The following is a 14,115-nucleotide window of genomic DNA, read 5'->3' as shown; positions in this document are numbered from 1 at the left end:
TAAGGTTATTGCAGTATGAACTGGAGGATACAGTTTTGAAATATAAAAAAGCAGCAGCGCTTGGAATTGGTTTACTTTTATTTATAGGCGGATGTCAGAACAGAGAGGAGTCTGACATTAGCGTCCAAGATTACACAGGACAAGATTTTCATATTCAGAGCAGGGGTTATCAGAAAGAAACCGCTGAGATCGCGGAAGCGCATCGAGATGAGGTTGAAAAAACCGTAAAAGATTATTTCTTGGATCAATATAGAACAAAGGTAAAAGTCCATAACATTGTCGGAGGGCATGGATTTGTTACTGTGTATGCTGAATCGGTCGGAAAATTGCATTTCTACACAAGTGCAAAAATTAAAATTGATTTGGACAAGAAAGAGGTGCAGACTGACGCGATCCGTTCATCGGAGTTGGACGTGAAAGACTCGATTACAAGCGCGATATACGCATTGGCTTTTGAAGACGAATTTGCCGCGCTAGATTACTATTTAGAGAAGCTAACAGAAGAAGAGCCGATTGTAGGCAAAACGCAGGCAGCCGTTGATAACACAAGCGGTAAGGGATATCAGACGCCTTATTATGCTGTTTCTTTAACTGCTGATTGGAAGGATGACCTTTATTCAGCATATTTAGAAAACCCGAAAAGAAGCAAACAAGACTGGCAGGAAAAATTAGAAGATGAAGAAATCACCCCAAAATCATGTGATATCAATATAAATTTATATATGAAAAAAGCACATACAAGGCCAAGTGAACGCATTTATAATCAAGTGGTGCAGGATATTGAAGACATGGAAGAGCTGGCACCAGGGACTTACAGCATTTACTTGAATGACAATAGAATCGATAAAAACTTAGGATTTAATCCAAGAAAAAGCACGCTTGGACGATAATGTCTTCCTAAACTGATCATGAAATTGAAAATGTACTGATACGGAGATCTATTTTAAAATAATGTTTTAAGGAGCCGGAAAGCGGTCGGGTATTTCATTTCATTCCGCACGGTCGCCGGTTTTTTCAGCTGTTCAATCAAAAAGCGGCATCGATTACGGCGCGGCGCGATGCTTCACAAACTTCTTCGGGACGATGCAGGGAACAGAGGAAAAAAACCGCCGGACCCGGGTGGCAGACGGTTTTTCCTTTTGCAGAAAAACTTGTGGAAATAAAGCTGCGTGGAAATCGTGAATATGTGCTGTAAAGGGCGGCTGATTAATGCAGGGAATCTTTAATAATTTTATAGTTTTTATGATTGACGACGGTTAAGGAGTCCAGTTCCAAGTCTCTGTAGTTTTCCATAATCGTAACATCGACGATCACAGAGTTTTCGTTTACTTTCTCTACGATTCCGGTGAGTCCGTTTTTAAATTCGATGACGTTCCCGACTTTTGCAATTTTCAAGTGACTTCCTCTCCTTTAAAGTAAATTAACCTATTGAAAGTATTTTGCAATATTTTCTTGGAGAAGTAAAGCAATTTGGGAAGCGGCATCACTATTGTTGTACCCGGTGTGACTTAATGTTATAGTTAATTAGTTAAAGATGATGAGAGAAAAGGGGAGAGAACAGGTGACAGAGCAAAATGCCATCGATCAGATCGAGCAATTAAGGTCAGGGAGCATTCATGAACTCCACGTAAAAAAAGAAGATTTTCTTTCTTTCAGAGCCATCTTAACAAAGCAGGAAGATTTTAAGCATTTTCGCGGCATTGCCCAGCATGGCGGAGATATTATATTTCAATATATGAAAGAGGCAAGAAGCTGAAAAAGGCTTTCTCAGACCGGCTGAGAAAGCTTTTTTATTTGTGTGAAGCCATATGTTTCTGGAGATTTTGGTATTCTCTGCATGAAATCGTCCGGCCGTCTGCAATAATGTGACAACCGGACAGTTTGATGGAAGGGATGCCAACATTTTGGCAATGAAATCAGCGATTCGTCTTGTTAGTGTAAAACATATGTTTTTTTCGATGAAGATTTGACAAGGAGGAAGGAAATGAAATCGAAATTTGCTGCGCTAGCTGCGTTTTTAATCTGCATGCTGCCGGCAGCAAGAATCGAACATGCTCAAGCTGTCATGTTGTTCTCGAAAAAAGATAAACAGGAAATGGAACGGCTGATGGAAAGCCTTAAACAGGAAGAAAATCCTGCTTTTCAATTAACAGATGAAAAAAGCTTCATTGAAGCCGCGCATCTGCCGGCTGAAGAGGAGCAGGAAAAAGAAGAAGCTGATGAAGAGACGACGGATCTTTCACATAAAGAAAAAGATCTTTTATCAAGGCTTGTACATGCCGAAGCGAAAGGCGAGTCATTTGAAGGAAAAGTGGCTGTTGCCAATGTCGTCCTGAACCGGGTGGAAGACGGCCGATTTCCTGACAGCGTAAAAAGCGTGATCTATCAAAGAAACGCTTTTGAGCCCGTTCTAAACGGCAGCATCGAGAAAAAAGCAGACCGCGAATCAGTTGAAGCTGTGGAAGAAGCGGTAGATCAAAATAAAAAAGAAACAGACGCTTTATTTTTCTATAATCCCGACATCGCTTCTGATGACTGGATTAAAACAAGAAAAGTCGTGAAGCGCATCGGCAATCATGTCTTTGCGATCTAAAAAGCAGTCAGGGCCATCCGCCTTGACTGCTTTTTATATGCAATTCTTTCTCACTTTTCACCCCCCAAGAAAAAATTTGTTTTTGATACTTTATGAAAATCAATTTTCAATGAAAAAGAAAATAATTTTTAGACTTGTCTCATATGATGGGATAAACCCGTGAGACAAGGAGAGACCTCATGAACCGTTTTGTAAAAGGAATTGTTCTTCTTTCGCTAGCTGCTTTTTTTGCAGAATGTCTTGAATTTGTCATCAACATGATTCTTGCACGGGAGCTTGGCGAGCATGGCATGGGGCTCTACATGAGTGTTTTGCCTTCCATTTTTTTAGTTGTGGTGATTGCGAGCCTTGAGCTGCCTGTATCGATATCGAAGTTTATCGCCGAGTCCACCCCGAAGCTGCACGAAAGCATGCTGAAACATGCATTGCGGATGACTGCGGTCTGCACGGTTTTTTCCACGGCAGCTGCAGTGATCATTCTTCCATTTATTCCGGTTTTTGATTCTTACCACCCTCTGATCAGAGGGCTTGTGATCGGGATGATCCCTACGGTTGCCTTTACGTCGATCGCGAGAGGCTACTTCATGGGCGTTCAGCAAATGGGTAAAATCGCAACGGCGAATGCCCTGAAAAAAATCTTTCAGCTCATCGGCTTGTTTTTATTTTTTCAATGGTATTCCTTTGAATTGGATACTTCTCTTCTGATCTCGTTGTTTGTCCTTGTTGCAAGTGAAGTGGTCGTGTTTGTTTATCTGTTTTCTCAGTTTGTTTTGGTCAGGCGCGCCGCTCAAAAAGGGCAGCAGATCCACCTGCGGAGAAATGATGTTTTAAAGCGCCTGCTCACTGTTTCGATCCCGACGACAGGGCTGCGCGTTTTTCACGCTGTGACAAACGCAGTTGAACCTTTTTTGGTGAAGGGGACGCTGCTTGCCGCTGGCGTATCGAGAACATCGGCCATCGACCAGTTCGGCATGCTTTCGGGGGTGGCGATGACAATCGGCTTTTTTCCGGCTTTCATCGCCCATTCACTGATGGTCGTCATGATCCCGAGCATTTCCGAAAGCTACGCTTACGGACAATACGAAAGAGTGATCAAACGGATTAAACAGGCGATCTTCATCACGCTGTTTTACGGCATACCGTCCGTTATGGTGATGTATCACTTTGCAGAGCCGCTGACCCACTTATTTTTCGATTCGGTTAAGGCGTCGTTTTACCTGAAAATGCTGTGGCCGTATTTTTTATTTCACTTTTTTGCCATGCCGTTTCAGGCCTGTTTAATCGGAATGGGGTTGGCCAAAGATGCCTTTTATCATAATGTATGGGCCAGTGTTTTGTCGTTTTTGATGATGTATGTTCTCGGATCCATGCAGACATTGCAGATGACGGGGATCATCCTAGCGATGAATACCGGAATGATTTTGCTGACGGCGCTGCATTATGTGACGATTTGCAAAGAGCTGGGCGTCACGCTTTTTTTGACAAACAAATCCCGATCTCCGAGAATTGAAAGCCGCTGATTGACCCTCTTCATAGTTTTGGTTTTTGCGGGGAAGCTAATACTAAAAAGAAGGGGAGTTCATATGCGAAGAATCAGTCTTATTTATCCGCTCATCCTGTTGCTTTTTTTCGGAGCCTTCGTATTTCAGCCGCAGGCCTCTGCAAAACATGCTTCTCCGGCAGTCATGCAGATGAACACGGTGGAGGGGCAGCGCGTCGTCATTCCCGCCGAAGGCCAAAAGACGATCGTTCATTTTTGGACGACCTGGTGTCCGCCGTGCCGTGAAGAGCTTCCGCGATTCCAATCCTACTATGAAAGCAAGCAATCCGGAGTAAAGCTCGTGACCGTGAATCTGCTGAATGCCGAAAAAAACGAACAGAAGGTGAAACAGTTTATTAAAGCAAACAAGCTGACATTTCCGATCGTTTTTGACAAAAAGGGCGAAATGATGAAAGCCTACAATGTCATGACGATTCCAACAACATTTTTCTTTAACGAAAAAGGAGAGCTGGAGAAATCGGTTGTCGGACCCATTACTGTGGAACAAATGAAAGAATGGGCAGGGAAAAGCTGAGCCGGGGGTTCAGCTTTTTTTTGAAATCTAAATGATAATTAATATCATGAAGAAATTATAATAATTATTATTTGAAAACGTAGAAAGCCGTGCTATAATAAGAAATAGAAAAGGGTGTGTTCAATGGACAAGAAACACTCATACCCTTTATATAAATAAAATACTCCATGTTTATGCTGCCGATGAGGCGGCAATTTGTTTTTTAAGAAGGAAATTGACGATGAATTACATTCTCAATTAGGGAGGATATTGGAGATGCAATTAGAGATCGGGAAACAATCGCAGCAGAACCGTCACACGTTTCATTTTGAAAATTGGAGGCAGCACGGGGAATTGATTGCTGCGCTTTTGTCGGGTTTGTTGATTCTTGCAGGCTGGCTGTTGTCCGGCAATAAAACATTGTCCGTTGTTCTGTTTATTTTAGCTTTTTGTATCGGCGGCTTTGCCAAAGCGAAAGAAGGTATACAAGAAACGCTGGCGGAAAAAACGCTGAATGTTGAACTTCTGATGATTTTTGCGGCGGTCGGGTCAGCGCTGATCGGCTACTGGGCTGAAGGGGCCGTGTTAATTTTTATCTTTTCTCTCAGCGGGGCGCTTGAAACGTATACATTAAATAAAAGCAAACGCGATTTGACATCTCTGATGAAATTGGAGCCGGAGGAAGCCGTTTTGCTCGAAGAAGAAAGAACAAGAACCGTGGCGGCGGCCGATCTTCAAGCGGGCGACCTCATTCTTATTAAACCCGGGGAACGCATTGCGGCAGACGGGGAGATCGAATCGGGAAAAACGAGTATCGACGAATCGGCACTAACGGGTGAATCAATCCCCGCGGAAAAAACCCTCGGAGACGCGGTTTTTGCGGGTACAGTCAATTTGAGCGGATCGCTCACCGTCCGTGTCACAAAGACAAATGAAGATTCGTTGTTCAAAAAGATCATTCGGCTCGTTGAGTCTGCACAAAACAGTGTTTCGCCGTCACAGGCGTTTATTGAGCGGTTTGAAAATATTTACGTTAAAGGGGTTTTGCTTGCTGTCGGACTGCTGCTCTTTCTGCCACATTTTCTGCTTGGCTGGAGCTGGAGCGAGACATTTTACAGAGCGATGGTGTTCATGGTCGTTGCTTCGCCGTGTGCCCTTGTCGCTTCAATCATGCCTGCCGCGCTGTCTTTAATCTCGAATGGCGCAAGAAACGGCCTGCTTGTCAAAGGCAGTGTTTTTCTTGAAAAACTCGGCAACAGCAAAATCGTTGCATTGGATAAAACGGGAACGATTACGAACGGAAAGCCCGGCGTGGAAGATATGCTTTTAGCTGCTGATATCGAGGAGCGCGAATGCTTGGAGGCTGCTGCTGCGATTGAGAAGCAGTCAGGTCATCCGCTTGCCAAAGCGATTGTCGAGTATGCAGAAGCAAAAGGTATCGAGCCTCCCGCGAATGTGTCGATCGAGGAGACGTCAGGGTTTGGCGTTCAGGCTCGATATAATGGAGAGACATGGCTGATCGGCAAAGCCGGATTTGTCGGGGAAGAGGCAGCCGGGCAATTTCTCACGGCGGCTGTTCAGGAGCTTGCCAAGCAGGGAAAAACAATTGTGTTCGTGAAAAAAGGCGAAAAAATCGCGGGGTGTTTTGCATTAAAAGACCAAATCAGACCGGAAGCTAAAGCGGTGATCGAAGAGCTGAATGCGCTTGGTGTTCAGACGGCGATGCTGACCGGGGACCAGCCTGAAACCGCAGCGGCCATCGCACGAGAAGCGGGCTTGAAAATCGTCGTTTCAGAATGCCTTCCTGACAGAAAAGTAGAGGAAGCGCAAAAACTGAAAAAAACATACGGAACAATCGTTATGGTGGGAGACGGAATCAATGATGCACCGGCCCTTGCCGCCGCTGATGTGGGGATCGCAATGGGGGGAGGCACAGATGTCGCACTGGAAACAGCGGATGTTGTTTTAATGAAAAACGAATTGACAGGACTGACCAAAATGATTCGGCTCTCCCGGAAAATGAATACGATCATTAAACAAAACGTGATTTTCTCTCTTGGTGTGATCTGTCTTTTAATCTGCAGCAACTTTCTTCAAATTCTTGATCTGCCACTCGGTGTCATCGGACATGAAGGCAGCACGCTGCTTGTTATTTTAAACGGTCTCAGGCTGCTGAAATCCTAAATAAAGAAACGGCTGCATGCTAACGGCAGCCGTTTTTTCACATCAGAGGGCTGTTTGAGGAAGAGGCGGCAATAATAGAAGCGGGTGGCATCCCCACAATACATAAGCGGTGAGCAAGAGACGGGAAAAACTGATACAATGGATGTGATGCTTTTACATGTTAAATGTATGGTACGGAAACTGTCTCAAGGAGTGAAAAGGAGCATGGAAAGAATTGAACAAATCTCTTCCTGGCTGAAAGAAAAAAACATATCTTCGGCTTTTATTCATTCAAAAGAAAACGTATTTTATCTTACCGGCTTTTATACAGAACCGCACGAACGGCTGATGGGCGTTTTTATTTTTCAAGATGAAGAGCCGTTTTTTGTTTGTCCGCAAATGGAGGCTGGTCAGGCGAGAGCAGCCGGCTGGGCGTATGAGATCATCGGATACGGGGATCATCAAAACCCTTGGGAACTCATATCCTCAGCGCTTCAAAAGCGAAACAGCCAATGTTCAAAAGTGGCGGTTGAAAAAGAAACGCTTGCTCTGTCGCGCGCCGAAATGCTGCAGGCGGTCACAAACGGTGCGGAGCTTGTCTCTGCAGAAGAAAGGCTGAACCAAATCCGCGTCATCAAAGACGAAAAAGAAATCAGCATCCTCCGTGAAGCGGCCAAGCTTGCCGATTACGGAGTCGAAGCAGGAGCCGCTGCATTAAAAGAGGGGATAGCGGAAATCGATGTCGTCGCTAAAATCGAGTATGAGCTGAAGAAAAAAGGAGTCCAGGGGATGTCGTTTTCCACAATGGTCCTTTTCGGAGAAAAGTCAGGACAGCCGCACGGAAACCCGGGCAGCCGCACGCTTAAGCCGGGCGATTTCGTCCTCTTTGATTTAGGCGTGATCATTGACGGATACTGCTCTGATATTACAAGAACGCTCGTGTATCAAAATGTGAGTGAAAAACAAAAAGAAATATATGATACGGTGCTTCAGGCCGAAACAGAGGCGCTTAAGATGAGCAAGCCCGGTGTCAGAATCGGCGATCTTGATTTAAAAGCGCGCGGCATCATCGAAAAAGCAGGCTATGGCGATTACTTTCCTCACCGTCTCGGGCATGGGCTCGGGATTTCGCCTCATGAATACCCGTCCATGAGCCATAACAATGATGAGCTTTTAAAACAAGGTATGGTATACACGATTGAACCCGGCATCTATGTGCCGGAAATCGGAGGGGTGCGCATCGAGGATGATGTACTTGTCACTGCCGATGGAGCAGAAGCGCTGACAAAGTATCCAAAAGAGCTGACTGTCATTTCATAAAAAACGGAACCCGCGCCCGCGCGCGGGTTCTTTTTTATGCTGACGTGAATCGTTTGTCTTATTACCCGCGTCAATCCTTTGAAATGAAAAAATCGTCAAAGGAACGGAATGGTTTGATCTCGTGTTTTTCTTTAAGCGGTTTCATCGCTGCTTTTGAAGACAGTACGATAACGATACATAATAGAATCAGAATGAAGATACCCATTTTTCTTCCCCTTTCTGGAATGAAAACGTGTTCAGCACCGGTGCTGCCTTCATTCTAAATTATGAAACGCTTTCCATATCAAGCCCTAAATTAATAAAAAACCCTGATGTCAGGGTTTTCAGGAATTTTGCCTAGCCGCTTAATATGATTGACGTTGAAAAAGTCTTCTGATGATCGTTTGATGAATGAATCTACAGCGCCTTTTTGTTTTTATTATGGGGATTTAGATTGATCAAAAGATAATCGGATTGCATCATTATTCTCATGTGAAAAATTTGTATACTAAGCTCAAAAGAAGGGAGGGATTAAATGGGACAAACGCTGACAAATTAAATCTGCCGCAGACAATTTCATCTCTCATCCAGATATTTCAGTCCCCGCAATGATTGCGGATTCACCCCCACACAAATAAGCGTTAAAAAACTTCTCTAATGATTTGAAGTCCATTATCTATGAAAGGAAGCTAGCAAAGAGTGAAAACATTAGGATATGTACTGTTTTTGTCGATATTTGCTTTTATCAGTATCGTACCGGCAGCTGATGCGAAAGTGATTGATCATGACAAAGTGCAAGGCTTCAGTGAAGTAACCCCTGTGACGGTTTCTCAAAAAGCGGCCAAACGTTTTCAGCCTTATTTAAAGGTCGCAAGCGGCTGCGTGCCTTTTCCCGCAGTTGACGCACAAGGCAATACAAGCGGAGGCCTGGAGCCTACCGGAGCGCCCGAAGGACACTGCAGCAAAAGCGTGGGACAAGTGTACTCCCGCTCTGCATGGTACAATGGAGTATGGGCGATTATGTACGCATGGTATTTTCCTAAAGATTCACCTCTGCCTTTTAAAGCATTCGGCCATCGACATGACTGGGAAGGAATCGTCGTATGGATCGATAACCCGGCAAATCAAAATCCAAAAGTGTTTTCCATCGCTTATTCTCAGCACGGTAAATTTCAAAAAACAGCTCCAAACAACAAGATCATGGAAGGTGATCATCCGAAAATCCGCTATGATGCTCCTCAAGCACCGATTAACCACAGTTTATATGTGGACAGCGCAAAGGGCGGAACCCAGCCTCTCATCGGATGGGAAGATTTGACGCCTGCCGCAAGAAACGCATTGAACACGACGGATTTCGGAAGCGCAAACGTTCCTTTCAATGATCACAATTTCATGAATAATCTTGGAAAAGCATGGTTTAGATAAAAATATTTCGTGTGTCGGCTGATTGTGAAATATTCCCATATCAGCCGGTTTTTTCTCCGTACATCTTCTTCACTGTTTTCTTCATATTTATAGAACCCCGAAAAAAATTCCGAAAACGATCAAAATCCACGGCTCCAAGCGATATAATTTCTTTATGACGCGAAATGATCCGGCATGTATGAAAAGATTTGAAAGAAAGAAGGGAAACGAATGGCAAATATCAGGGAAATAGCTGAAGCCGCAGGGGTTTCCATCACGACTGTTTCAAGGGTTCTCAACGGCCATCCGTATGTCAAAGAAGAAAAACGCCAAAAAGTTCTTGAGACGATTGAACGTCTCGAATATGCAAGGAATATGCATGCCGTTCATTTATCCAAAGGCTTTTCAAATATGATCGGTGTTGTGCTGCCGACCATCGGCCTCCCTTATTTCGGCGAGCTGCTGGAAGGAATCGCTGAAGAAGCTGCAAAGGAAGGCGTTCACTTTTCGCTTTATCAAACAAATTATCAATTGGAAAAAGAAATTTTTGCATTGGAGCAGCTGAAACAAAGACAGGTGGACGGCCTGATTTTCTGTTCAAAAGCGATGTCTGATGAAGCGCTTTTGGACTGGCATGAGACCGGTCCGTTCATCCTGTGCCAGGACTCAAGCGAACAGTATTTTTCAACGGTAAGCATTCCGCATAAAGATGCTTTCCGGTTAGGACTGGATTTTTTGATTGAAAAGGGGCACACAAAAATCGCCATTGGTTTGGCAAGGAAAAATGGCATGAACAGCCATTTCCGCCTTGAGGCATACAAGGAAGCTTTGGCCGCGATCGGGGAGCCTTACCGGGAAGAATGGGTATTCGAGCGGTCGCTGACGATAAAAGACGGGCAAAAGCTGTTCTCTGAATGGAGAGAGATGGAGGAGAAGCCGACAGCTGTTTTTATCGCCAACGACCAAGTAACAGCCGGTATGTTTCTTGAAGCGCAGCGTCATCAGGTGGATATTCCCGGAAGCCTCGCCATTTTAAGCTGTGACAACCAGCCAATCAGTGAAGTGCTGGGCATTTCAACGATCAAAATTAATATAAAGGAAATGGGGAAGCATGCGTTTCGCCTTTTGCGAAAAAGAATCGGCGGTGCCGGCCCGGAAAAACAGACCGTTCCATACAAGCTGATCAAAAGGGCGACTGTGTAATGTAATCAAAACATCAATCATTTTCCAGACAGTGATCAAATTTCGACATTTTTCATCAAAAAGGTCAAAATAAATTGACGCGCTTTCATGAGTTTTGTACGATATGAGAGATTGATGACAAAAAGGAGCTGAGGATCGTGAACAGATCCTTTACCGTTGAAAAGGTACTCAACAACAACGTTTTAATCGCTCTCCATGATGATTACAGAGAAGTTGTCTTGATTGGCAAAGGAATCGGTTTTGGCAAAAAGCGCGGAGATCTTATCGAACATGAGAACTATGAAAAAATGTTTATCCTGGAAAATGATAAGGAACAATCGCAGTATAAGAAGCTCCTCACTTATGTCGATGAAAAAATGGTTGATATCGCCAATGATGTTATCTACCATATCGCGCAAAAAATCGGCCAGCCGCTGAACGAACACATTCATGTCGCGTTGACGGACCATATCGCATTTGCGGTTAAGCGCTTAGAAAAGGGATTTGATATGAAGAATCCGTTTTTGCTTGAGACGGAATCGCTTTATCCGAAGGAATACGAAGTCGCCAAAGAAGCCGTCGATATGATAAATGAAAAATCAGACATTCAGCTGCCTGAAGGCGAAATCGGGTTTATCGCACTTCATATCCACAGTGCGATGACGAACCGCCCGCTTTCTGAAGTCAATCAGCATTCCCAACTGATCTCCAGGCTTGTCCAGGTCATCGAGGATTCGTTCCAGATGCAGGTCAACAGGGAAAGTGTGAACTATTTGCGGCTGATCAGGCACTTGCGCTTTACGATCGACAGGATTAAACGGGACGAGCCGATTCAGGAGCCGGAAAAATTAATGTTATTGTTGAAAACGGAATATCCGCTGTGTTACAATACTGCTTGGAAGATGATCAAGATCTTGCAGCAAGCGCTCAAGAAACCGGTTCATGAGGCAGAAGCCGTTTATTTGACATTGCATTTGTACCGTTTAACTAATAAAATTTCATAACGCCTTTATAACGTGTTACTGATTCGATCAGGCATGAGTGAAAAAAGGGAAGAAATGAAGACGCTGTCTTTTGTTTCTTAGTGTACCCGCTTTCACCCATGCCTTTTTTGTCGTTCTAAAGGCGAAATGTAAACGGTTTATTTGGATGAAAAAGCAGTCTTTTGAACGAAGTTGTCATGAATTTTTGCTGTAAGGTCAAACTATCCTTAGAGGGGGTTAAAACATGTTTAAATCGCTATTTGGCGTTCTGCAAAAAATTGGACGGGCGCTGATGCTTCCTGTTGCGATCCTGCCGGCTGCAGGGATTCTGCTAGCGCTTGGTAATGCCATGCAAAATCCGCAGATGACAAAAGTCGCACCATTCTTAACGAACAGCACCGTTCAGCTTGTTGCGAAAGTGATGGAAAGTTCAGGTGACGTCGTGTTCACCAACTTGGCGCTCCTTTTCGCAGTCGGGGTTGCCATCGGTTTGGCTAACGGCGACGGTGTTGCCGGAATCGCCGCTATTATCGGATATCTTGTTATGAATGTCACGATGAGTGCAGTGCTTCTTCAAAACGGTTCGATTCCAAGCGACGCAGTTGAAAGAGCACAGTTCTTTACTCAAAACCATCCGGAATACACGACAATGCTCGGCATACCGACATTGGCAACGGGGGTATTCGGGGGTATTATTGTCGGTGTCCTGGCCGCTGCCATGTACAACCGATTCTACACAATCGAGCTTCCGCAGTATTTAGGATTCTTTGCCGGAAAGCGCTTTGTTCCGATCATAACATCGATTTGTGCATTGCTGCTGGGACTCGTCATGCTGTTTATCTGGCCGCCGATCCAAGGCGCGCTGAACAGCTTTTCGACAAACTTGCTTGCAGCAAATGAAGCGGTCGCAGCTCTCATTTTCGGAATGATTGAGCGGGCCTTGATTCCGTTTGGTCTGCACCATATTTTCTACTCGCCGTTCTGGTACGAGTTCTTCAGCTATACGAATCAGGCGGGAGAAATTGTCCGCGGTGACCAAAGAATTTTCATGGCGCAAATCAAAGACGGCGTCGATTTGACAGCGGGTACATTTATGACCGGTAAGTATCCGTTCATGATGTTCGGTCTTCCTGCGGCAGCGCTCGCTATTTATCATGAGGCAAAACCGCAGAACAAAAAGCTTGTTGCCGGTATTATGGGTTCAGCAGCATTGACATCATTCTTAACAGGGATCACTGAGCCGATCGAATTCTCATTCTTGTTCGTCGCTCCGATTCTGTTTGCGATTCACTGTGTGTTTGCCGGCCTGTCATTCATGATGATGGACATTTTAAATGTTAAGATCGGGATGACATTCTCCGGCGGTTTGATCGACTACTTCCTGTTCGGAATTCTGCCGAACCGTACAGCTTGGTGGCTTGTCATTCCTGTCGGTTTAGTCCTGGCTGTCGTCTACTACTTCGGATTCAGATTTGCCATCCGCAAGTTCAACTTGAAAACGCCTGGACGCGAAGATGCAGCTGCAGAATCCGCTGATGAAGGCAAAGAAGCAGCAGGAGATCTTCCTTATCAAATTCTAGAGGCGATGGGTGACCAAGAAAACATCAAACACCTTGACGCTTGTATCACAAGACTTCGCGTCACAGTCAACGATCAGAAGAAAGTTGACAAAGAGCGCTTGAAAAAACTCGGCGCATCTGGCGTGCTGGAAGTCGGCAATAACATCCAAGCGATTTTCGGACCAAGATCCGACAATTTAAAATCGCAAATGCAAGACATTATGTCAGGCCGCACGCCGCGTCCTGAAAAAGCACCAAACGCTGCCGAGGAAGTAGAGCAGCAAATCGAAGAAGTCATGGTCGAGCCTCTTCAAAATGAATCAGGTGAAGAAGTATTCGTTTCACCGCTTGCTGGTGAGCTTCATCCGATTACAGATGTTCCGGATCAAGTATTCTCCGGAAAAATGATGGGCGACGGATTCGCGATTCTTCCTGCAGAAGGCACAGTTGTGTCACCTGTAAGAGGGAAAGTGCTGAACGTGTTCCCGACAAAGCATGCGATCGGTCTGCAGTCTGACGGCGGCAGAGAAATTCTGATCCACTTTGGAATCGATACGGTCAGCCTGAAAGGTGAAGGCTTCACTGCATTTGTTTCTGAAGGTGACCGGGTTGAGCCGGGCCAGAAACTGCTTGAAGTCGACATTGAAAAAGTGAAGGACAGCGTACCTTCCCTGATGACGCCGATCGTGTTCACGAACCTTCAAGAAGGCGAAAGCGTGAGCTTAAAGGCAGAAGGCAATGTCAGCCTGACACAGGACGATATCGTCCGCGTTGAAAAATAAATTCACAAAATGGCCGTACTTGTCAGATGACATGTACGGCTGTATGATATAATATTGTGAATGTACTAAAAGCTTTAAATTAAAAGGAGATTGATA

At 44.8% G+C, this 14,115-nt stretch carries 13 protein-coding genes; 11 read left to right on the top strand and 2 right to left on the bottom strand.

From position 1 onward, the window contains the following. Positions 1-35 precede the first annotated feature (35 nt). Positions 36-890 (top strand): DUF1672 family protein, encoded by an 855-nt coding sequence (locus M1E03_RS13955; RefSeq protein ID WP_020451167.1) that lies wholly within the window; start codon positions 36-38, stop codon positions 888-890. 316 nt (positions 891-1,206) lie between these two features. On the opposite strand, the gene M1E03_RS13950 is transcribed toward M1E03_RS13955, so the two are convergent. After that, on the bottom strand, positions 1,207-1,395 hold the full coding sequence (locus tag M1E03_RS13950) for a YkvS family protein (RefSeq protein ID WP_003181225.1): 189 nt from the start codon (positions 1,393-1,395) through the stop codon (positions 1,207-1,209). A 142-nt stretch (positions 1,396-1,537) separates the two neighbouring features. On the opposite strand from M1E03_RS13950, the gene M1E03_RS13945 reads away from it, so the two are divergent. The 6 genes from M1E03_RS13945 (at position 1,538) to M1E03_RS13920 (ending at position 8,130) form a co-directional block, all read left to right on the top strand. Then, positions 1,538-1,756, top strand: a complete 219-nt coding sequence (locus M1E03_RS13945) for a hypothetical protein (RefSeq protein WP_371268714.1) — start codon at positions 1,538-1,540, stop codon at positions 1,754-1,756. A gap of 228 nt (positions 1,757-1,984) precedes the next feature. Next, positions 1,985-2,593 carry a cell wall hydrolase gene (locus M1E03_RS13940; protein WP_020451169.1) on the top strand — a complete coding sequence of 203 codons (609 nt, stop codon included), beginning with the start codon at positions 1,985-1,987 and terminating at the stop codon, positions 2,591-2,593. A gap of 179 nt (positions 2,594-2,772) precedes the next feature. Next, positions 2,773-4,113, top strand: coding sequence for a polysaccharide biosynthesis protein (locus M1E03_RS13935; protein WP_020451170.1), 1,341 nt, complete (start codon positions 2,773-2,775; stop codon positions 4,111-4,113). 63 nt (positions 4,114-4,176) lie between these two features. Continuing rightward, positions 4,177-4,668 (top strand): endospore biogenesis thiol-disulfide oxidoreductase StoA, encoded by a 492-nt coding sequence (gene stoA / locus M1E03_RS13930; RefSeq protein ID WP_020451171.1) that lies wholly within the window; start codon positions 4,177-4,179, stop codon positions 4,666-4,668. A gap of 255 nt (positions 4,669-4,923) precedes the next feature. Beyond that, positions 4,924-6,831: a heavy metal translocating P-type ATPase gene (locus M1E03_RS13925; RefSeq protein WP_203086093.1), complete on the top strand. Its 1,908-nt coding sequence runs from the start codon at positions 4,924-4,926 to the stop codon at positions 6,829-6,831. 204 nt (positions 6,832-7,035) lie between these two features. Beyond that, entirely contained in the window at positions 7,036-8,130 is a 1,095-nt protein-coding gene (locus tag M1E03_RS13920; RefSeq protein WP_128822338.1) for a M24 family metallopeptidase, read from the top strand. Between the two features lie 70 nt (positions 8,131-8,200). On the opposite strand, the gene M1E03_RS13915 is transcribed toward M1E03_RS13920, so the two are convergent. Then, a complete protein-coding gene (locus tag M1E03_RS13915; protein ID WP_003181237.1) occupies positions 8,201-8,335 on the bottom strand; it encodes a hypothetical protein in 135 nt (44 codons plus the stop codon). A 473-nt stretch (positions 8,336-8,808) separates the two neighbouring features. On the opposite strand from M1E03_RS13915, the gene M1E03_RS13910 reads away from it, so the two are divergent. From M1E03_RS13910 to ptsG, 4 genes are all read left to right on the top strand, one after another. Further along, entirely contained in the window at positions 8,809-9,534 is a 726-nt protein-coding gene (locus M1E03_RS13910) for an NPP1 family protein (RefSeq protein WP_203086094.1), read from the top strand. 210 nt (positions 9,535-9,744) lie between these two features. Continuing rightward, positions 9,745-10,716: a LacI family DNA-binding transcriptional regulator gene (locus M1E03_RS13905; protein ID WP_095290357.1), complete on the top strand. Its 972-nt coding sequence runs from the start codon at positions 9,745-9,747 to the stop codon at positions 10,714-10,716. A gap of 137 nt (positions 10,717-10,853) precedes the next feature. Beyond that, positions 10,854-11,699, top strand: coding sequence for a glucose PTS transporter transcription antiterminator GlcT (gene glcT, locus M1E03_RS13900; RefSeq protein WP_003181243.1), 846 nt, complete (start codon positions 10,854-10,856; stop codon positions 11,697-11,699). A 223-nt stretch (positions 11,700-11,922) separates the two neighbouring features. Then, complete coding sequence (gene ptsG, locus M1E03_RS13895) at positions 11,923-14,019, top strand: glucose-specific PTS transporter subunit IIBC (RefSeq protein WP_020451176.1); 2,097 nt, start codon at positions 11,923-11,925, stop codon at positions 14,017-14,019. Positions 14,020-14,115: the final 96 nt, after the last annotated feature.

The organism is Bacillus sp. PK6-013 (assembly GCF_054161445.1).
Note: the sequence above shows the minus strand (reverse complement) of the source record. Positions and strands in the feature narration are given on the sequence as shown.

What these genes read in the sequence shown, in the direction of transcription:
- M1E03_RS13945 (WP_371268714.1), top strand. Translation starts at nt 1,538, where the DNA reads ATGAGAGAAAAGGGGAGAGAACAGGTGACAGAGCAAAATGCCATCGAT.
- M1E03_RS13940 (WP_020451169.1), top strand. Translation starts at nt 1,985, where the DNA reads ATGAAATCGAAATTTGCTGCGCTAGCTGCGTTTTTAATCTGCATGCTG.
- M1E03_RS13935 (WP_020451170.1), top strand. Translation starts at nt 2,773, where the DNA reads ATGAACCGTTTTGTAAAAGGAATTGTTCTTCTTTCGCTAGCTGCTTTT.
- stoA (WP_020451171.1), top strand. Translation starts at nt 4,177, where the DNA reads ATGCGAAGAATCAGTCTTATTTATCCGCTCATCCTGTTGCTTTTTTTC.
- M1E03_RS13925 (WP_203086093.1), top strand. Translation starts at nt 4,924, where the DNA reads ATGCAATTAGAGATCGGGAAACAATCGCAGCAGAACCGTCACACGTTT.
- M1E03_RS13920 (WP_128822338.1), top strand. Translation starts at nt 7,036, where the DNA reads ATGGAAAGAATTGAACAAATCTCTTCCTGGCTGAAAGAAAAAAACATA.
- M1E03_RS13915 (WP_003181237.1), bottom strand. Translation starts at nt 8,335, where the DNA reads ATGGGTATCTTCATTCTGATTCTATTATGTATCGTTATCGTACTGTCT.
- M1E03_RS13905 (WP_095290357.1), top strand. Translation starts at nt 9,745, where the DNA reads ATGGCAAATATCAGGGAAATAGCTGAAGCCGCAGGGGTTTCCATCACG.
- ptsG (WP_020451176.1), top strand. Translation starts at nt 11,923, where the DNA reads ATGTTTAAATCGCTATTTGGCGTTCTGCAAAAAATTGGACGGGCGCTG.